The 18214-nt window shown below is 61.2% G+C and carries 15 protein-coding genes; 6 read left to right on the forward strand and 9 right to left on the reverse strand.

Going from position 1 to position 18214, the window contains the following annotated elements:
* Window positions 1-25: 25 nt before the first annotated feature.
* The 3 genes from ACK59H_RS01445 to ACK59H_RS01455 are packed head-to-tail and all read left to right on the forward strand — an operon-like array spanning window position 26 to window position 1632.
* Window positions 26-706, forward strand: coding sequence for a class I SAM-dependent methyltransferase (locus tag ACK59H_RS01445; RefSeq protein WP_060478106.1), 681 nt, complete (start codon window positions 26-28; stop codon window positions 704-706).
* Window positions 707-712: 6 nt separating this feature from the next.
* Window positions 713-1411: a lipopolysaccharide kinase InaA family protein gene (locus ACK59H_RS01450; protein ID WP_060478105.1), complete on the forward strand. Its 699-nt coding sequence runs from the start codon at window positions 713-715 to the stop codon at window positions 1409-1411.
* Window positions 1411-1632 carry a hypothetical protein gene (locus ACK59H_RS01455; protein ID WP_060478104.1) on the forward strand — a complete coding sequence of 74 codons (222 nt, stop codon included), beginning with the start codon at window positions 1411-1413 and terminating at the stop codon, window positions 1630-1632. Before ACK59H_RS01450 ends, ACK59H_RS01455 begins: the two co-directional genes overlap by 1 nt.
* A gap of 95 nt (window positions 1633-1727) precedes the next feature.
* Here ACK59H_RS01455 and ACK59H_RS01460 read toward each other — a convergent pair whose 3' ends face one another.
* The 9 genes from ACK59H_RS01460 to ACK59H_RS01500 all read right to left on the reverse strand — a co-directional run bounded on the left by ACK59H_RS01460 (window position 1728) and on the right by ACK59H_RS01500 (window position 15249).
* Window positions 1728-4772, reverse strand: a complete 3045-nt coding sequence (locus tag ACK59H_RS01460) for a multidrug efflux RND transporter permease subunit (RefSeq protein WP_060478103.1) — start codon at window positions 4770-4772, stop codon at window positions 1728-1730.
* 13 nt (window positions 4773-4785) lie between these two features.
* On the reverse strand, window positions 4786-5934 hold the full coding sequence (locus ACK59H_RS01465) for an efflux RND transporter periplasmic adaptor subunit (protein WP_060478102.1): 1149 nt from the start codon (window positions 5932-5934) through the stop codon (window positions 4786-4788).
* 220 nt (window positions 5935-6154) lie between these two features.
* Entirely contained in the window at window positions 6155-7252 is a 1098-nt protein-coding gene (locus tag ACK59H_RS01470) for a DUF1513 domain-containing protein (RefSeq protein ID WP_060478101.1), read from the reverse strand.
* A gap of 2 nt (window positions 7253-7254) precedes the next feature.
* Window positions 7255-8319 (reverse strand): imelysin family protein, encoded by a 1065-nt coding sequence (locus ACK59H_RS01475; RefSeq protein WP_060478100.1) that lies wholly within the window; start codon window positions 8317-8319, stop codon window positions 7255-7257.
* 19 nt (window positions 8320-8338) lie between these two features.
* Window positions 8339-9766, reverse strand: a complete 1428-nt coding sequence (locus tag ACK59H_RS01480) for a di-heme oxidoredictase family protein (protein ID WP_409264186.1) — start codon at window positions 9764-9766, stop codon at window positions 8339-8341.
* 275 nt (window positions 9767-10041) lie between these two features.
* The gene (locus tag ACK59H_RS01485) at window positions 10042-11379 is read right to left on the reverse strand and encodes an imelysin family protein (RefSeq protein WP_060478098.1); all 1338 of its coding nucleotides are present in this window, start codon (window positions 11377-11379) and stop codon (window positions 10042-10044) included.
* 156 nt (window positions 11380-11535) lie between these two features.
* Window positions 11536-13587, reverse strand: coding sequence for a putative bifunctional diguanylate cyclase/phosphodiesterase (locus tag ACK59H_RS01490; protein WP_409264187.1), 2052 nt, complete (start codon window positions 13585-13587; stop codon window positions 11536-11538).
* Window positions 13588-13823: 236 nt separating this feature from the next.
* Complete coding sequence (locus tag ACK59H_RS01495; RefSeq protein WP_009686825.1) at window positions 13824-14420, reverse strand: superoxide dismutase; 597 nt, start codon at window positions 14418-14420, stop codon at window positions 13824-13826.
* Between the two features lie 229 nt (window positions 14421-14649).
* Window positions 14650-15249, reverse strand: coding sequence for a LysE/ArgO family amino acid transporter (locus ACK59H_RS01500; protein WP_060478097.1), 600 nt, complete (start codon window positions 15247-15249; stop codon window positions 14650-14652).
* A gap of 104 nt (window positions 15250-15353) precedes the next feature.
* Here ACK59H_RS01500 and ACK59H_RS01505 point away from each other — a divergent pair, with 104 nt between their 5' ends.
* The 3 genes from ACK59H_RS01505 to ACK59H_RS01515 all read left to right on the forward strand — a co-directional run bounded on the left by ACK59H_RS01505 (window position 15354) and on the right by ACK59H_RS01515 (window position 18194).
* Window positions 15354-16244, forward strand: a complete 891-nt coding sequence (locus tag ACK59H_RS01505; protein ID WP_060478096.1) for a LysR family transcriptional regulator ArgP — start codon at window positions 15354-15356, stop codon at window positions 16242-16244.
* A 45-nt stretch (window positions 16245-16289) separates the two neighbouring features.
* On the forward strand, window positions 16290-17285 hold the full coding sequence (locus ACK59H_RS01510; RefSeq protein ID WP_409264188.1) for an NAD-dependent epimerase/dehydratase family protein: 996 nt from the start codon (window positions 16290-16292) through the stop codon (window positions 17283-17285).
* An 87-nt stretch (window positions 17286-17372) separates the two neighbouring features.
* Entirely contained in the window at window positions 17373-18194 is an 822-nt protein-coding gene (locus tag ACK59H_RS01515; RefSeq protein ID WP_060478094.1) for a hypothetical protein, read from the forward strand.
* The last annotated feature ends 20 nt before the right edge of the window (window positions 18195-18214 follow it).

The following is an 18214-nucleotide window of genomic DNA, read 5'->3' on the forward strand; positions in this document are numbered from 1 at the left end:
GCGCATTGGAAACAGGAGCTATTCGATGCGCAGTCCGATCAAACTTGAATTTTCCGAGAAGTACGACCAGCAGCACGCCAGGGCATACTTTCTCAAGCACAAGGATGGATTAGCCCGGCGCTTCTCCCACCTGCGTGACGAGCAGTTGGCCCGCCGCGCTCTGGCGTTGGCCGCAGACCCGGGGCTGGTCCTCGATCTGCCGTGTGGCGCGGGCCGTTTCTGGCCATTGCTGGCAGAAAAGCCCAACCGGGTGATCATCGGTGCCGACAATTCCCAGGCGATGATTCAGACAGCCTGTGCCGCACAGCCGCCAGAGGTGGTTGCGCGGGTACGGCCTTTGCAGACCTCTGCATTCGCGATCGACTTGCCGGACAATTCCGTGGACAGCATCTTCTGCATGCGGCTGTTCCACCACATCGGCGAGGCGGCTCACCGCAAAACCATTCTTCGTGAGTTTCAAAGGGTTAGCCGTGACAGTGTAATCCTGTCATTGTGGGTGGACGGCAACTTCAAGGCCTGGCGGCGCAGCAAGCTTGAGCAAAAGCGCCTGGCCAGGGCCGAGCAGGGCAGTTATCAGAACCGGTTCGTGTTACCGGCAGAAACGGTTGAAGCAGAATTCAAGGCCGCCGGCTTCAGAATCCAGGAGCACCTCGACTTCCTGCCGTTCTATGCCATGTGGCGGGTCTATGTATTACGTAAGGGGTAGTGTTTGATGGCTGTAACCCAAAACGGGGATTCACGGTTCGATTATTACTGGCGCCAGCAGGGTGAATGGGTAGAGGAACCCAACCAGCGGCGTGGTGGTGAAAGTGGTGTGCAAAGGCTCGATGATGGCAATGGCAAGGTGCTGTACGCCAAACGTCAAGTTGGCCATATCTATCGCAGCCTGCTGCACCCATTCGGTAGGCCTACCGTGTTGCGCGAGCTTGATGCCCTGAACAGTTTCGAGCAATTGGGTGTGCGTGTGCCGCGCATCGTGTTCTGCGGCGCCGAGCGTGATGCTCAGCACCAATGGCGGGCGCTGCTGGTCAGCGAGGCCCTGGACGGCTTCGTCGAACTGGATACCTGGCATGCCCAAGGAGCCCGTGAACGCTACCCGCAGGTGGTTCATGAGCGCATGCTCAAGGACCTGGCCGAAAACTTGGCTCGCATGCACCTGGGGCACTGGCAGCATGGCTGCCTGTACGGCAAGCACGTTTTCGTCAAGGTGATCGGCGAGGGTGAGCAGGCTCGCGTCGAAGTCGCACTGCTGGATCTGGAGAAATGCAGACGACGCATCAGCTGTCAGCGGGCAGCAGGCAATGACCTGCGCCAACTGCGCCGCCACTCGTCGCTCAACCACACGGAATGGCAAAGGCTGCTCTACTTTTATCAGATGGCGTTTGGCAGCGCTGTCAAAGGGTTAGGGTAATGAAACTAGAAATCGCTCGAGCTTTGTTCCTGGCAGGTGGGCTGGCGGTGACCACGATGGCGGTAGCTGCCTGGGAGCAGCCGCGGCCAGTGGTTTTCAGCAAGGCTGACCAGTGCGCGGTGCCGCGTACGGTCAAGGCACAGCAAAGCCAGGCCCAACCGGACCATGACCTGCTGTTGTTTCTTTTCGGCATGCGCCAGGGGCTGCGGCCTTTCGGCTGATAGCGCTCGAGCAGACAAAGGCCTCGCACTCGCGAGGCCTTTTTTATTGTGGCTAATCACCTTGCAAAGCTTGTAGCGGGCAGTCGTGGAACAGGTCAGGCAACAACAGGCTCGGTGGCTTGGGATTTGTGTGCCAGCAAGGTGTAGATGCAGGGCAGCACGAAGAGGGTGAACAGGGTGCCGATGGACATCCCGGTGGCGATCACCGTGCCGATATCGAAGCGGCTTACTGCACCAGCGCCACTGGCCAGGATCAGCGGGACCATGCCGAAGACCATCGCTGCGGTGGTCATCAGCACCGGCCGCAGGCGAATGGCAGCCGCTTGTTCGATGGCCTCGCGTACATCCAGTGCTTTTTCATCGCGCAATTGGTTGGCGAATTCGACGATCAGGATGCCATGCTTGCTGATCAGGCCGATGAGCGTCACCAGCCCCACCTGGGTATAGATGTTCATGCTGGAGATGCCCAGGAACAAGGGTAGCAGCGCGCCACAGATCGATAACGGTACGGTCACCAGAATCACCAAGGGGGCGCGGAAGCTCTCGAATTGTGCCGCCAGCACCAAAAAGATGATCGCAAGTGCCAGGCCAAAGGTTACCCACAGCGCACTGCCTTCCTGCACGTACTGCCGCGCGGTCCCTGCATAGTCGAACGAAAACCCCTCCGGCGCTTCTTCCTGGGCGATCTGCTGCACTGTCTGCAACGCATCGCCAATACTGACGATCGGCACACCCTGGATGATCGCCGAGTTCAGTTGCTGAAACTGATTGAGCTGGCGTGGGCGGGCTCGGTCAGTGACCGTGATCAGCGTGGACAAGGGCAGCAACTGCCCTTGCTGGTTCTTCACGTAGTAATTGTCGAGCCAGCCTGGGTTGTCACGGTAAGGCCGCTCCACTTGGGCAATCACCTTGTAGCTGCGGCCCTCCAGGGTGAAGCGGTTGATTTCCGCCTCGCCCAGCAGGGTGCCCAGCGTGTTGCCCAGGGTATCCATGGACACGCCCATCTGCGCCGCCTTGGCCCGGTCGATGTCGACCAGCACCTCGGGTTTGTCGAACGCCAGATCAATGTCCAGGAAGGCGAATTTGCCCGAGGCCTGTGCACGTTGCTTGACGCGCTGGGCGACTTCCAACAGGGCTGTGTAGTCCCCGGCGGTGTTGATCACGAACTGGAACGGCAGGCCCTCACCGGTGCCCGGTAGCGACGGCAGGTTGAAACCGAATATCTGCAACCCAGCGATCTCTGAGAGCTTGGCCTGTACCTGCGGCAACAACTCCATCTGCGTGCGCTCGCGTTCGTTCCAGGGTTTGAGCAGAAAGCCACCTATACCGCTCTGCACCCCGTTGAAGCCGTTGATCTGGAACGACGAATAGTACTCTGGAAAGCCTTTGAACAATGGCGTGAACTGGTCTGTATAGGCGTTGAGGTAGTCGAGGTTGGCTGGCTGCGGGGAGCTGCTGATCATGAAGATCACACCTTGGTCTTCATTGGGCGCCAGCTCGTTCTGAGTGAATTTGAGCAGCACCGGAATCAGGCACAGGATGATTACAGCGAACACCAGCACCACCGGGCGGCTGTCCAGCGTCGCATGCAGCACACGCTGGTAACGGCGCTTGAGGCCATCGAACAGCAGGTCCAGCCGATGTGCCAGCCCGCTGGGATTGTGCTCTTTGCGCAGCAGCAGGGCGCACATCATCGGTGACAAAGTCAGGGCGACAATGCCAGAGATAATCACCGCGCCCGCCAGGGTCAGGGCGAACTCCTTGAACAGCGCACCTGTGAGCCCGGTCAAAAAGCCGATGGGGGCATAGACCGCCGCCAGGGTGATGGTCATCGATACCACCGGCATGGCAATTTCCCGTGCGCCTTGCAAGGCGGCATCGAAGGGCGACTCGCCTTGCTCCATATGCCGGTGGATGTTCTCCACCACCACGATGGCATCGTCGACGACCAGGCCGATGGCCAACACCATCGCCAGCAGCGTCAACAGGTTCAGTGAGTAGCCCATCATCTGCATGAAGAACAGTACGCCTATCATCGACAGCGGAATGGTCACCACCGGGATCAGGACCGAGCGCAGAGCGCCAAGAAACAGAAACACCACGACGATGACGATCAGCACTGCTTCGCCGAGGGTCTTGATGACTTCGTCGATGGAGGCCTGAATGAACAGCGTAGCGTCATAGGCGATCGATGCCCTCAGTGCGGTCGGCAGCTGGCTTTCGAGCTCGGGCATGATGCGCCGCACTTGCTTGATGACTTCCAGCGGGTTGGCCGCAGGGGTGGCCTTGATGCCGATATACACCGATGGCGTGCCATCAAACGAGCTGACCGTATCGTAGTTTTCCGCGCCCATCTCTACGCGCGCCACATCGCCCAGCAGCACCCGACTGTCACCAGACACCTTCAGTGGCAGCGCGGCAAAGGCTTCGGCCGATTTCAGCTCGGTATTGGCGTTGATACTGGTGACAACGTATTGGCCTTTCACCTCACCTGCCGCAGAGAGAAAGTTGTAGCGGCGCACGGCATCGGTCACGTCGCTGGCCGAAAGGCCGAACCCTGCAAGCTTCACCGGGTCCAGCCAGATGCGCATGGCGAACACCTGGTTGCCGAGGATTTCTGCCTCGGCCATGCCCGGCAGAGTGGCGAGCTTAGGCTGAATGACCCGCGACAGGTAGTCGGTGATCTGCGGGTTGCTCATTTGCTTGCTGTAGAAGCTGATGTACATCAGCGCCGATGCATCGGCCGCTTCCTTGCTCAGCACCGGGTCTTCAGCGTTCTGCGGCAGTTGGTTGCGCACCTCGTTGGCCTTGGCCAGCAGTTCGGTGAACAGGCGATCGCTGTCGGCGCCAATGCGCGCGTAGATGGATATGACCGAGAAGTTCTGCCGGCTGACGGACGTCATGTAGTCGATGCCTTCGGCACTCGCCAGGCTCTGTTGCAGCGGCTGGGTAATGTAGCCCTGAATGGTCTCGGCGTTGGCCCCGGGGTAGGCAGTGGTTACCGTGATCAGCGCGTTCTCCAGTTTCGGGTACTGGCGAATCTGCAATTTGTTCCAGGCCTGCAAGCCCAGCAGCAGGATCAGCAGGCTGACCACGCTGGCCAGTACCGGGCGGCGGATGAATGGGTCGGTGAACGCCATACCTGCCTCCTGCTCAGTCGTGGTTAGGGGCGCGCTGCTCGGGCGTGAGCGCGTTGTCTTGGGCAATACGGATGGCCGCCCCAGGGGTGAGTTTGAGTTGCCCGGCAGTCACGACCCGCTCCCCAGCCTCCAGGCCCTTGCTGACCACCACCAGGCCATCGCGGCGTTCGCCGGTCTGCACCGTACGCTGCTCGGCGCTTAGCTGTGGTTGGCCCTTGTCGTCGTTTTGCACGATGCCGTCTTTGTCCTTTTTTGGTGTGACGACGTACACCGAGTTGCCGTATAGGGTGTAGGTGATGGCGGTTTCTGGCACCACCACCTGGGGCTGCGGGTCGGGCAGCAGCACCTGCAGGTTGGCGAACATGCCCGGCAGCAATGTGTTGTCTGGGTTGGCCAGGGTCGCGCGCACCAGCAAGTTACGCGTGTTTTCGTCGACCTTGGGGTTGATCGCGCTCAGGTGTGCTGGGAATGTCTGGCCCGGATACGCCGCAACCTGTACCAGGGCCTGCTGGCCGAGGCTCAAATGGGGCAGGGCCTGCTCGGGTACGTTGAAGTCGACGTACAGGCTGGAAAGATCCTGCAGTGTGGCAATCACCGTACCGGCAGCCAGGTATTGGCCGATGTCCACCTGGCGGATGCCGATGGTGCCACTGAATGGCGCATTGATGCTCTTCTTGGTTTTCTGCGCTTTGAGCTGCTCCACCACTGCCTGATTGCGTCGATATTGAGAGGACAAGCGATCGAACTCGCCGCGGGAGATGGCGGCATCCCCCACCAATTGGCTACCGCGACCGAAATCGACCTTGGCCAGGCCCAGGTCGGCCTGGGCGGTGCCGAGCAGGGCGGTTTCCTGGTCATCGTTCAATTGCAGCAGCGGCTGCCCGGCTTTGACCCTCTGCCCGGAGTCGAAGTACAGCGCCTTGACGATGCCTTCCACCTCCAGGCTCAGCTCTACACCCTGGAGCGCTTTGAGGCTGCCCACTGCTGGCAGGCGTTCCTGCCATTGGCGCTTTTCGGCCACGGCCGCCGCAACGGTGATGGGCGGGCGAGGCGCAGAGAACGTCTGGATCTGCTGATAGATCGAGAAGCCTTTGTAGCCCCCAAGGGCCAGCACGATCAGCACCACGACGGCCAACATGATGAGCATGCGGCGACGTACCATAGGTCCGGTTCCTTGGATGCGGGTTTGTTTTGGTTATGGCACGACAACGGGCGGTCCTGCCCACGTGCGGATCATGGAAGTATTGCAGAAGGGGAGGGGATTGCCTGTATTGATCCCAACGCGGCTATAACCGCACCTACGGGGCTGCCCGCTCAACGGGTTTGTGCGGCCCCCATAGGTGCGGCCTTGGCCGCGAACAGCCAGGGCAGCCAGGCACGAATCAGACCAGGTGCAGATGGTTGTCCCAGAACCCGGACGGCAGTTCCATCGGTTGCCCTATCAGCTCGGCCTTGCGGCAATCGTAGAAGCGGCAGCGGCCCTGCCCGGAAGTGACGACGAATCCATTGTCGACCGCACCGACCCCGGCGCAATCAGGCATGGGTGCGTCGAGCTTGACCGCACCACTGTCCAAGTCCCAGACGAACAGGCGATTTGCCCGCGGCGCAGTCAGTGCCACCAGACGCAGTTCGTTGTGAATGGCAACGCTGGCGGTGTACTGGGCCATCGATTGCAGTTGCCGCTCCGGCACAGGGAACGCCTTGAACGGCTCGCCGGGGCGCTTGATCGCCAGCAGTTCTGCGGTCTCGTCGGCAGCCCCCATGAATTGCTGGCAGGCGGCGATGGTGCCATCGTCGCCCACCGCCAAGTGGCGAATGCTGTTCATCTGCTGCGCCAGGGTTTCCTTGCTCAGCAGGGTGCCGTCGCGCTGCATCAGTACCAGGCTTGGCTGCATCGCATCGAGGTTCATCTCGACCCGGCTTTCGGCCTCTGTGCGGATGCCGCCATTGGCCACGACCAGCGTTTCGCCATCAGGCAGCCATGCCACTTCATGGGGGCCGATGCCGTGGGTCGGGATTTCGCCGGTGTGCACCAGGCGCTCACCCTCGAAGCGATACACGCCCAGCACGCCACGGCCTGGGTCGGTGGTGTCGTTCTCGGTGGCGTACAGCCACTCACCACCTTTGTGGATCACCGCATGGCCGTAGAAATGCCGGTTTGCTTGCGAAGTGATGGTTTGCAGCAAGCGCCCGTCCCGTAAATCCACCAGATAACTTTCGGTGCCCGGGCGACGGGCTACGAACAGGGCGATCGGCAGTTGCGGGTGATTGATGATGGCATGGCAACGTTGGGCAACCTGGGTGCAGAACACCTGGGTACCGTCCAGGCGGAAGCCGACCGCATAGTGCTTGCCGTCACCATCGTCACGCGCCGACAGCAGCAGAGGTTCGCTGCCTTTGTTGCGCAACAGGGTCCAGCCGCCCAGGGTCAGGGCGCTGAGCAACACGCTACCGAGTTTGAGGGCCTGGCGTCGCAGCATGGTCAGTCACCGTCGTTGGCATTGAAGCCCAGCTGAATGTTCAGCGCTTTAGCCAGCTCGCCTTCGTGCAGGCGGTGAACAGCGTTCAGGGCATCGTAGATCTGGTTGAGCGTTTGCTGGCCGGCGTCGTCGGCCAGCAGTTCGCCGAGGGTCTTGTGGTTGTCGGCCAGCAGTTTGAGGGCAGTAGCGTAGGCGTCGTCGATCTTCTGCGCCAGCGCTTTCTGATCGCCGGGCAGCAGGCCGCGCAGGCCCTGATTATCGACCCCGACCCACACTGCCTGGGCCGCTTTGAGGGTTTCCTCAAGGCTGGTGAGCGAGGAGTGGCTACGCCAGGCTTCGGCTTGCAGGGGCTGGGCGATGCCCTTGCTCTGACGGCCCATTGGCGCACCCAGTTTCTTCTTCAAGGTGTCCAGGGCTGTGACCTGGGAGCGCAGCAGGTCGGCGATCGCCTCGTGGGAGTCGGCATAGCGCTGGTTGGGGAACTTGGTCATCTGCGAAAGCATGCCGTCGGTGCTGTTCCAACCTTTGAGGATTTCCTCGGCCAGGTTCTTCTGATGCTCGCCGATGGCAACCAGCAGTGGGCAGTACCGGGCCTTCTGTTCGGCCGTGGCGATGTCTGGCTTGCTGTCGAACAGGATGTATTCGTAAGCCGACAGGCCGCGCACGACCACGCTGGCTTTGCCCAAGGCATCGGCATCGACCGGCTTGTCGCCATTGACCAGCTGTTCGACCTGACGCCCCACCAGGTTTTTCTTGTCAGGCCAGAACTGTACTTGCCAGGCGCGGTTGCCCTCGGCCAGCGGCCCGACCAGCAGAGGCTGCAGCTGTGCCCAGGCTTTCTGCGCGTTGAGGAAGTCGGCGCGGGCCGTGTCCAGGCTTTCCTTGCCCTCACAGTAAGCCAGTGCACTGGCAGCCAATTGGCGGTCGGCTTCGACCCAGCGGCTGTAGGTCGGCAGGATCACCTGCTTGGCAATCGCAGCGGAGGTCACTGCCTGTGGGTCTTGCGGCGAGCAAGCACCCAAGGCGAGTGCGGCGAGGCTGGTGAACAACAGTTTGGGTCGGAACATGCCCGGCTCCTTACGCGTATTAAAGTGAGTTCAGAAAGGCCAGCAACGCGGCGCGTTGCTCGGCATTGAAGGTCAGCACATGGTCACGCGCCCGCTGGGCTTCCCCGCCATGCCAGAGCACGGCTTCGAGCAGATTGCGGGCGCGCCCGTCGTGCAGAAACTGGGTGTGGCCACTGACTGTTTCGGTCAGGCCGATCCCCCATAAGGGCGGGGTACGCCAGTCCTGGCCGTTGGCGCTGAATTCGGTACGTTCGTCAGACAGGCCTGGGCCCATGTCGTGCAGCAGCAGGTCGCTATAGGGGCGGATCACCTGGCTTGCCAGTTCCGCTTGCGCGGTATTGGCGGCGGTGGTGAACTGCGGCACGTGGCAGGCCTGGCAACCGGCCTGGAAGAATAAGTTCTTGCCCGCCAGTACGTGTGGCGCGTCAACGTCGCGACGGGCTGGGACGCCCAGATTACGGGTATAGAAGGTGACCAGGCGCAGGATATTGTCGCTGACTTCCTTCTCATCGCCCTCACCATTGCCATTGGGTGCGGCCAGGCAGTCGACCTGGGCCGCTGTACAGTCGTCCTTTGGTTGTAATGTGCTGGTCAGGCCCATGTCGCCCACGAAGGCGTGCGCGTTCTGCTGATTGACATTCGGCTGCCCCGCCTTCCAGCCGAAACGGCCCACCACAGTCTTGCCTTGGGCGTCGTCCCACACCCGGTTGGCGCGGCCGCGGATACCGTCATGGTTGCGATCATCCGGGTCCTCATTGGCCAGAATCGCCGCTTCCGGGATGGCTTCGAGCAGGCCCAGGCCGATCATCGGCGGCGCGACGCGTGCCGAGAAGCGTGTATCCGGGTGCATCGGGCCGTAGCCGAGCTGAGTGATATCCAGGCTCGGGCGGCGCAACTGCACCGTATGGCCGTCCTTGAAGGTCACGGTCTGGGTGCTGTAGCTCACTCTGACCTTGCCTTCTGGGGCCACACCTGGGATGGCCATGTCCTGCAGCTGTGTGCCGTAGACCGGTTCAGGAACCACGCCCAGGCGCTCGATCACTTTGGCCAGATAAGGCTGGTCGGGGATCGACAGGCGCACCAGCATGCCTACGGCATTGCTGTCGCCGGGCTCTGGCGGGTGGCCACGGCCATCGCGCACGTGGCAGTTCTGGCACGCCGTGGTGTTGAACAGTGGGCCCAGGCCGTCACGCGCGGTGGTGGTGGACGGCGCGATCACCCATGGGTTGCGGAAGAAGCTGTTGCCCACTGCGAAATCCAGCCGCCGCTCGGCCGAGAGATTGGCCGATGGTAGAGAGAACGCGTTGCGGTCATTGCGCAATACCGTTGCCTGGCCGCCAGACAGCGCTTCGCCGGGCTCGGCCTGGGTAAAACGCGCAGCGTCATCACAGGCGGCAAGGGCGAGGGTCAACAGCAAAAGGGCGAATCGGGACAGCGGCGAGGACATGCACAATCCTGGACGTGGACGAAAAACCGGCGTGCAAGCTTAGCAGGACGGCGATGTTTGAATAAGAGCAATTTGCAATTAGGCTGATGAAAAGAGTGTGAAACACCGATGTTTCATCAAGCGCTGTGGGCCCTCTCGCGGGTGAACTTGCTTCCTTGAGTCCACACACTGCGCATGCTCCGAGGTGATCGGCAGCGCTGGGCTTGAGCTGCCATAAGGCGGGCACATAAAAAAGGCGGCCCGAAGGCCGCCTCTGTTAGCAACGCCAGAGCTGATCAGAAGTCGTGATCGGCGGTGTCCGGGTTCAGGTTGGCAATGCCCAGTTTGCTGGCAGCTTGCTCGATAGAGCCGGTTTGCTTGACCAGCGAAGCGATGGCATCGCGCACGATCTGATTGCCGGCAGCGTTGTCGGCGGCGATCAGCTGGTCGTAGTGCTCGCCTTTGAGGGCGTGGTCGACCATCACCTGGATTTTCGCTTCGGTGGCCTGAAGGTCAGCCTTGAGGGTCGCGTCGGTCGCAGGGTCCACTTTTGCAACCAGCGAAGACAGGCTCGGGCCGGTCATCTTGGTGCCGTCGACCCGGGTGTACTCGCCCAGGTAGACGTTGCGGATACCCTTGGCATCGTAGAAGTGTGAGTAGTGGGTGTTGTCGCTGAAGCAGTCCTGCTCGTCTTCAGGCGAGTTGGCTTCCAACGAAACCTTCATGCGCTCGCCGGCCAGTTCGCCCAGCGACAGGCTGCCCATGCCGAACAGCATCTTGCGCAAGCCATCGGTCACAGGCTCTGCTTCAAGGGTGGCGCGGTAGTTGTCGGCGACGTTCGGCGCCCAGTTGCCGACCATCTCTTCAAGGTCCTTGACCAGCAGGTCGGTCACCGCCTTGAGGTAGGCACGACGGCGGTCGTTGTGCCCACCAGTGGCGCCATTGCCTTCCAGGTAATCCGTGTAAGGACGGTTGCCGGCACCAGGGCCGGTGCCGTTGAGGTCTTGGCCCCAAAGCAGGAATTCGATGGCGTGGTAGCCGGTGGCGACGTTGGCTTCCGAGCCTGCCAGCTCATTCAGGCTGGCCAGCTTCTGCGGGGTGATGTCCTTGACGTCGACCTTCTCTTCGCCCACTTGAATTTCGGTGTTGGCGATGATGTTGGCACTACCGGCTGGGTTACCCAGGGCGTGTTCGTAGCCCTGGTCGACGTAGTCGATCAGGCCTTCGTCCAGAGGCCAGGCGTTCACCTGTCCTTCCCAGTCGTCGATGATGGTGTTGCCGAAGCGGAATGCCTCGCTTTGCAGGTATGGAACGCGGGCGGCAGCCCAGGCGTCTTTGGCGGCTTTTAGCGTTTCTTCACTGGGCGTGGCCAGAAATGCATCCACGGCGCCTTGCAGGGTCTTGGCGGTACTCAGCGAGTCGCTGTAAACGGCATAGACCATTTCAGTGTAATGCTTGACCACGGCCTTGCCGGCCGCCTCGTCGACGGCCCCGGGCGCCGCAGCGGTGGTGCTGGCTGCAGCCGGTGCCTGAGCTTGCGGAGCGGCGGCCTTGTCATCCTTGCTTTCGCCGCAACCTGCGAGAGCGATGGCAATGGCCAGCAGACTGGCGGAGGCCAGAGGCATACGAATCATTATGGGTTTCCTGCGTCGTGTGGTTGGACCATGGGGTTGGGCCGTGCGCCGTGGCACGCGAAACGACAACATCATGCGAAAGATTTGCATTTGCTGTAAAGGGGTGGCCTCGCAATTCATGCAAATGCGAGTCAGAGCCCTTGGTCGAAGCAGGCGTTACAGCACCGAAACCTGATTGCGCTGTGCCTGTTTGAGATAGCTGGTCAGCTCGCGCGCGGTCAACGGCTTGCTGTAGTGGTAACCCTGACCTTCATGGCAGCCTTGGGCGATGATGTAGCTTTCCTGCTCGGCGGTTTCCACACCTTCGGCGATAACTTGCATGCCTAAGCTCTTGCCCAACTGGATGATGGCCCGAACGATGGTCGCGTCGTCATCGTCATCGAGCAGGTCCTGGACGAAGCTTTTGTCGATCTTGATCTTGTCCAGCGGCAGCGATTTGAGATAGCTGAGCGAGGAGTAGCCGGTGCCGAAGTCATCAATGGCGATCAGCGCCCCTGAGCGTCGCAGGCTAAGCAGATGCTGGGCGGCGGTGCTGATGTCCTCCATCAAGCCAGTTTCGGTAACCTCAAGCTCGAGACTGCGAGGGGGCAGGCGGTAGGCCTGCAGTAGGTTGTTGACCACCCGCGGCAGTTCATTGTGGTGCAACTGCACGGTGGACAGGTTGACGGCCATGCGCAGCTCGCTGAAGCCCATGTCGTGCCATTCGCGCAGTTGCCGGCAGGCTTGGTCGAGCACCCATTCGCCAATACCGATGATGCTGCCGTTCTGTTCGGCCAGCGGGATGAACTGGTCAGGTGGGACCATGCCAAGCTCCGGGTGCTGCCAGCGCAGCAAAGCCTCTACGCCGACCACGCGCTGGTCGCGGTAACTGATCTGCGGTTGGTAAACCAGGTACAGCTGGTTGCGTGGCAGGGCTTCGCGCAGGTCCTTTTCCAGTTCGCGGCGGCGGCGCATTTCGCTGTCGACACTGGCGATATAGAACTGATAGCGGTTGCGCGAGCGGGCCTTGGCCAGGGTCATGGTCTGCTCGGCCTTCTGCAACAGCTTTTCGGTACTGTCACCGTCTTCGGGGAACAAGGTGATGCCGATGGTGGCGCGTAGGCGGATCTGCTGCAGGTCCAGCCCGAACGGTTGTTCCAGGTCGTCGAGGATACTCTGGGCCAGTTCTGCCGCCTCGTACGGCTGTTCGATATTGGCCTGGACCATGGCGAACTGGTCGCCACCCAGGCGCGCCAGGGCGCCCAACCGGCCACTGTGGGCCCGCAGGCGGTCGGCCAGTGCCAGCAGCAACTGGTCGCCAGCCTGGTAGCTGAACTGCTCGTTGATACCTTTGAAGTCGTCCAGACCCACGCACAGTACCGCCACCCGATGCTGCAGGCGGCCGGCATCGGCCAGGATCTTGTCCAGTTGCTCCTGCAATTGTTGGCGGTTGGGCAGCCCGGTCAGAAAGTCGTACTGGGCCATGCGCTGCAAGCTGTTTTCGGCTTCATGGCGCAGATGGGTGTTGCGTTCGATCGAGGCCAGCAGCTGGTTGGCGGTGTTGACCCAAATGCCCAGCTCGTTCTTCTCGTGCCCTTTGAGCAGCGGTATCTGATGCTGGCTCGGGCGATCCGGGTTGATCTGGGTCAGGTGCTCGATGATCTTGGACAGCGGTTTGGTCAGCAGCCAGTGATAGACCAAATAAAGCACCAAGCCCATCGCCAGGGCTCGCAGTACCCCGGAAATGAAGATGATCACCGCGTTGATGAGAAACTGTTCGCCATAAGCCGCGGTATCGAGGGTGATGCTCAGGTCGCCGTAGTACTCGCTGTAGGGGCCTCGGCCGACCAGCTGAGTTGTGTAGGCGCGCTCCTGCCCGAGGATCAGGTCGGTCAGCCAGCGCATCGGCATGTCCTGGAGGGGGCGAGACTTCTCGGCCAGCATGGTTTCGTTGGGGTGGCCGATCGAGGCCATGCGCACCGACTTGTCCTGGAACAGGCCTTCCATCACTTGCATGCCCATTTCCCTGTCGAGGCTGTACACCGCCTGGGTGGAAGGGTCGCGGAACATGTCGAGGATACGTTGGGCGTCGTTGTTGACGGCTTGGCGTATCTTGTAGGTGTCATAGACGATTTGCGCGCAACTGAGGACCACGCCAACGGCCAGCGCTGAAAGGAGCACGACCCTGAGCAACTTGACCGACAAGCTGTTCCGCAATTCCAGCTTCAATGGGGTTTCCTTAATCCATGCGCATGGCGGCATTTTGCCATTAACGTTGGCAATACACTATCAGCCGACCTTGGCTAGTGTATCGGTTGCTCGATCCTGCAACTTGAGTGCGCGCGATCAAAATTCCTGACGTTTGATGTTAGCGTGCTGTGCGCGCTGAGCAAGACCCCAGGTTCATCAGCCAGGCACAAAAAAGCCCGGCACTGGGCCGGGCTTCTCGTTCAAGGCTGATGGACTCAGGCCTTGAAGGTCTTGCCTTCGAACTGCTCGGCAACGAATGCCCAGTTGACCAGGTTCCAGAAAGCCTCGACGTACTTAGGACGCAGGTTGCGATAGTCGATGTAGTAGGCGTGTTCCCAGACGTCGCAGGTCAGCAGTGGGGTGTCACCGCTGGTCAGCGGGCAGCCAGCGCCGATGGTGCTGGCCAGGGCCAGGGAACCGTCAGCTTTCTTGACCAGCCAGCCCCAGCCGGAACCGAAGGTGCCGACCGAAGTCTTGGTGAACTCTTCCTTGAACTTGTCGAAGGAACCGAATGCGGCGTTGATGGCATCAGCCAGGGCGCCAGTCGGCTGGCCGCCGCCGTTTGGCGACAGGCAGTTCCAGTAGAAGGTGTGGTTCCAGACTTGAGCGGCGTTGTTGAAGATGCCGCCCGAAGAGGCCTTGACGATCTCTTCCAGGGACTTGCCTTCGAATTCGGTGCCTGGGACCAGGTTGTTCAGGTTCACGACATAGGTGTTGTGGTGCTTGTCGTGGTGATACTCCAGGGTTTCCTTGGAGATGTGCGGCTGCAGGGCATCGTGGGCGTACGGCAGCGGCGGCAATTCAAAAGCCATGGTGGATCTCCTGATTCAGGTCTGTTTGCGGTTTGCGCAAGGCCGATCACGGGCGGCCCGATATACGTCGGCGAGTTTTTACTCTTTGCGACGCAAGGGCTGGATCATAGCACCGGCCCCGGCGCATAACCACGCAACAAAGATAGGGAATAGAGGTTCCAGAGCGGTTGGCCGCCGCCGACCGGTGGTGCTCGTCTCGGGGTTTGTGGCGCCTGTGACCATCCCCAGCTCAGTTGAAGATCAACTGAGCCGCCACGGCAAACATCATCACCGCCACCATCAAATCGAGCATGCGCCACGTGGCCGGCCGTGCCAGCCACGGGGCAAGCCACGCCGCACCGATGGCCAGGCTCGAGAACCACACCATCGAGGCGCTGGCGGCACCTGCCACATAAGCCCCAGGCACTGGCTGCTGGGCACCGAGCGAGCCAATCAGCAGTACCGTGTCGAGGTAGACGTGGGGGTTGAGCAGGGTAACGGCCAGGGCACTGAGCAAAACCGCCTTGCGCGAGCGCATGCCCTGGCCCTCCTGGTACTGCAGGCTTTGCTTGGCGCAGGCGCTGCGCAATGCCTTGGCCCCATACCACAGCAGAAACACCGCACCACCCCAGCGGGCGATGGCCAGAAGGGTAGGGTTATGGGCCAGGACCGTGGCCAGGCCGAACACCCCGGCTGCCACCAGGATGGCATCGCAAACGATGCACAGAGCGGCCACGGGCAAGTGGTGCTCGCGGCGCAGGCTTTGAGCGAGCACGAAGGCGTTTTGTGCACCGATGGCCATGATCAGGCCGAAGGCCACCAGCATGCCGTTGAGATAGCTTTGCCACATGGCGCGTGCTCCAGTTATGAACTGCTATTGAAGATGCTGGCCATTGTGGCGAGCAGCGCTGTATAAGAAAAACAAATAAAGCTGATCTCTCATTAGGAAAATCGATGTTCGACTATAAGCTGCTGGCCGCCCTGGCGGCGGTGATCGAGCAAGGCGGTTTCGAGCGCGCCGCACAGGTATTAGGTTTGTCGCAGTCGGCCATTTCGCAACGGATCAAACTGCTCGAGGCGCGGGTCGGCCAGCCGGTACTGGTGCGCGCGACCCCGCCTAGCCCGACCGAAGTGGGCCGGCAGTTGCTCAACCACGTTCAGCAGGTGCGCTTGCTTGAGCGCGACCTGCAGCGCCAGGTGCCAGCGTTGGACGAGCAGGGGTTGCCCGAGCGCTTACGCATCGCCCTCAACGCCGACAGCCTGGCGACGTGGTGGTCTGGGGCGATTGGCGCTTTCTGCGCCGAGCATCAGTTGCTCACTGACCTGGTGGTAGAAGACCAGGAGGTGGGCCTTAAGCGCATGCGTGCCGGCGAGGTGGCTGCCTGCTTGTGTGGCAGCGAGCGCCCAGTGGCGGGCGCTCGCAGCCTGCCGTTGGGTGCCATGCGTTACCGGGCGCTGGCTAGCCCTGCCTTCATGCAACGCTATTTCCCCCATGGCTTTAAGGCGCAGCGGTTGGCTCGTACACCGGCGATCGTCTATGGGCCGGACGATTTCCTGCAGCATCGTTACCTGGCGTCGCTGGGAATAGAGGACGGTTTTCTGCACCATCTGTGCCCCTCTTCGGAAGGCTTTCTGCGCATGGCCGAGGCTGGCTTAGGTTGGGGGTTGGTGCCTGAATTGCAGGCCCGTGAGCAGTTGGCCAATGGCCTGTTGGTAGAAATCTGCAGCGATACCCCCATCGATGTGCCGCTGTACTGGCATCATTGGCGCAACGGCGGGCAATTGCTCGCGCAACTGACCGAACACCTGCGGCAAACGGCACAGCATTGGCTGGTGCCCTTGTAGCGGCGGCTGACGTCTGTTGCATCTGAAATCAAGGCGGAGTCATACATGCAAATTCTGGTCACCGGGGCGAGCGGCTTCATCGGCGGGCGCTTTGCGCGCTTTGCCCTGGAGCAGGGCCTGGCTGTGCGGGTCAGCGGCCGGCGCGCCGAAGGCGTGGAGCACTTGGTCAAGCGCGGTGCGCAGTTCATACCTGGGGATTTGGCGGACCCTGAGCTTGCGCGGCGGCTGTGCCAGGGCGACGAAGCGGTGGTGCATTGCGCGGGGGCGGTGGGCAACTGGGGGCGCTACCAGGACTTCTACCAGGGCAATGTGACAGTCACGGAAAACATCGTCGAAGGCTGCCTCAAGGAACATGTTCGACGGCTGGTGCACTTGTCATCGCCATCGATCTACTTCAATGGCAAGGCGCGCCAGGGTATCCGCGAGGACCAGGTACCGCGCCGGTTCCATGATCACTATGCACAGACCAAGCACATCGCCGAGCAGAAAGTATTCGGTGCCCAGGAGTTCGGCCTGGAAGTGCTGGCGCTGCGTCCACGGTTCGTCACCGGCGCAGGTGATGCGAGCATTTTCCCGCGGTTGATGCAGATGCAGCGCAAGGGCCGGCTGGCAATCATCGGCAATGGCCTGAACAAAGTCGACTTTACCAGCGTGCACAACCTCAACGAGGCGTTGCTTAGTGCGCTCTTCGCCCAAGACCGTGCCCTGGGCCAGGCGTACAACATCAGCAACGGGCAGCCGCTGCCTTTGTGGGACGTGGTCAACTATGTGATGCGCCAGATGCAGTTGCCGCAGGTGACGCGCTATCGCGCCTACGGGCTGGCCTATAGCCTGGCGGCTTTGAACGAGGCGGCTTGCCTGCTCTGGCCAGGGCGCCCGCAGCCGACGTTGACCCGCCTGGGCATGCAGGTGATGAGCCGCGATTTCACCCTGGATATCAGCCGCGCCCGGCAGTATCTGGATTATCAACCCAACGTCAGCCTGTGGACGGCGCTGGATGAATTCTGCGCCTGGTGGAAGCATCAACCCTTGGGGCAATGAACCGGATCGGTAGATGATGGTCATCAGAGCGCCGCTTGAGCGGTTTATACTCATGTCTCTTTGCTACTACCGCGGTTGAAGCCACCTATGCGTAACGATGCCCACGACGATTTCGATGACGTACCCACTTTGCGTGCCGGTACCCCCGATGACGACGAACTGCTGCCTGCGCATGTTTCGCGCAGCCGTCAGAAGGCAGCCCGGCCAGCCAGCAGCGGAGCGCTGTGGGCGTTGCTGATCGCAGCGTTCATCGCCCTCGCCGGGCTGGGCTGGTGGAGTTTTCAGCAAATCTCGCTGATGGAGCAGCAGTTGGTGGCCACCCAGGAGAGCTTTGCGCGTATCAGCGAAGAGGCCGCCGGGCGCTTGCAGGCAATCAGCGGCAAGGTCGCTGCCAGCGAATCTTCAAGTACCAGCGGTAGTGAGGCCTTGAAGCTGCAGATCCGTCAGTTGCAGGCCAGCCTGGCCGAGCAGGGCAAGCAACAGCAAGGTGTGGCCGGGCAGGCAGGAGACCTGGGCAAGCGTCTGGAACAGGTTCTGGCCGATACTCGCGAGCAGCAAAAGGCGGTGACTGAGCTTCAGAACCAATTGCAAGCTCAACTGAAGGCGGTGAATGCCGAGTTGGCGGCGTTGAAGTCGGGGCAGGTGGACGGCGGCAAGCTTGATGGCCAGTTGAAGAGTCTGAGCGACGAAGTGGCGGCGCTTAAGAAACAGGGCAGCCAGAAAGCTGCAGTGGAAAGCCTGGAGCAAGATGTTCTGGTGCTCAAGACCCAGATGGAAAGCCGCTCAGCGTCTTCGAATGGGGCGACCGTGCAGGAATTCGATGCATTCCGCGGGCAGACCACGCGCAACCTCAATACCCTGCAGAGTCAGATTCAAAACCTGCAGCAGCAGATCAACGCTCGGCGTTGAAGTTGATTGCAGCGGGCTTA

The organism is Pseudomonas sp. KCJK9000 (assembly GCF_046230725.1).
GTDB classification, from domain to species: Bacteria; Pseudomonadota; Gammaproteobacteria; order Pseudomonadales; family Pseudomonadaceae; genus Aquipseudomonas; species Aquipseudomonas promysalinigenes.

Bases quoted from the DNA above. Each gene is read 5' to 3' on its own strand.
- ACK59H_RS01445 (WP_060478106.1), top strand. From the start codon at position 26: ATGCGCAGTCCGATCAAACTTGAATTTTCCGAGAAGTACGACCAGCAG.
- ACK59H_RS01450 (WP_060478105.1), top strand. From the start codon at position 713: ATGGCTGTAACCCAAAACGGGGATTCACGGTTCGATTATTACTGGCGC.
- ACK59H_RS01455 (WP_060478104.1), top strand. From the start codon at position 1,411: ATGAAACTAGAAATCGCTCGAGCTTTGTTCCTGGCAGGTGGGCTGGCG.
- ACK59H_RS01460 (WP_060478103.1), bottom strand. From the start codon at position 4,772: ATGGCGTTCACCGACCCATTCATCCGCCGCCCGGTACTGGCCAGCGTG.
- ACK59H_RS01465 (WP_060478102.1), bottom strand. From the start codon at position 5,934: ATGGTACGTCGCCGCATGCTCATCATGTTGGCCGTCGTGGTGCTGATC.
- ACK59H_RS01470 (WP_060478101.1), bottom strand. From the start codon at position 7,252: ATGCTGCGACGCCAGGCCCTCAAACTCGGTAGCGTGTTGCTCAGCGCC.
- ACK59H_RS01475 (WP_060478100.1), bottom strand. From the start codon at position 8,319: ATGTTCCGACCCAAACTGTTGTTCACCAGCCTCGCCGCACTCGCCTTG.
- ACK59H_RS01480 (WP_409264186.1), bottom strand. From the start codon at position 9,766: ATGTCCTCGCCGCTGTCCCGATTCGCCCTTTTGCTGTTGACCCTCGCC.
- ACK59H_RS01485 (WP_060478098.1), bottom strand. From the start codon at position 11,379: ATGATTCGTATGCCTCTGGCCTCCGCCAGTCTGCTGGCCATTGCCATC.
- ACK59H_RS01495 (WP_009686825.1), bottom strand. From the start codon at position 14,420: ATGGCTTTTGAATTGCCGCCGCTGCCGTACGCCCACGATGCCCTGCAG.
- ACK59H_RS01500 (WP_060478097.1), bottom strand. From the start codon at position 15,249: ATGTGGCAAAGCTATCTCAACGGCATGCTGGTGGCCTTCGGCCTGATC.
- ACK59H_RS01505 (WP_060478096.1), top strand. From the start codon at position 15,354: ATGTTCGACTATAAGCTGCTGGCCGCCCTGGCGGCGGTGATCGAGCAA.
- ACK59H_RS01510 (WP_409264188.1), top strand. From the start codon at position 16,290: ATGCAAATTCTGGTCACCGGGGCGAGCGGCTTCATCGGCGGGCGCTTT.
- ACK59H_RS01515 (WP_060478094.1), top strand. From the start codon at position 17,373: ATGCGTAACGATGCCCACGACGATTTCGATGACGTACCCACTTTGCGT.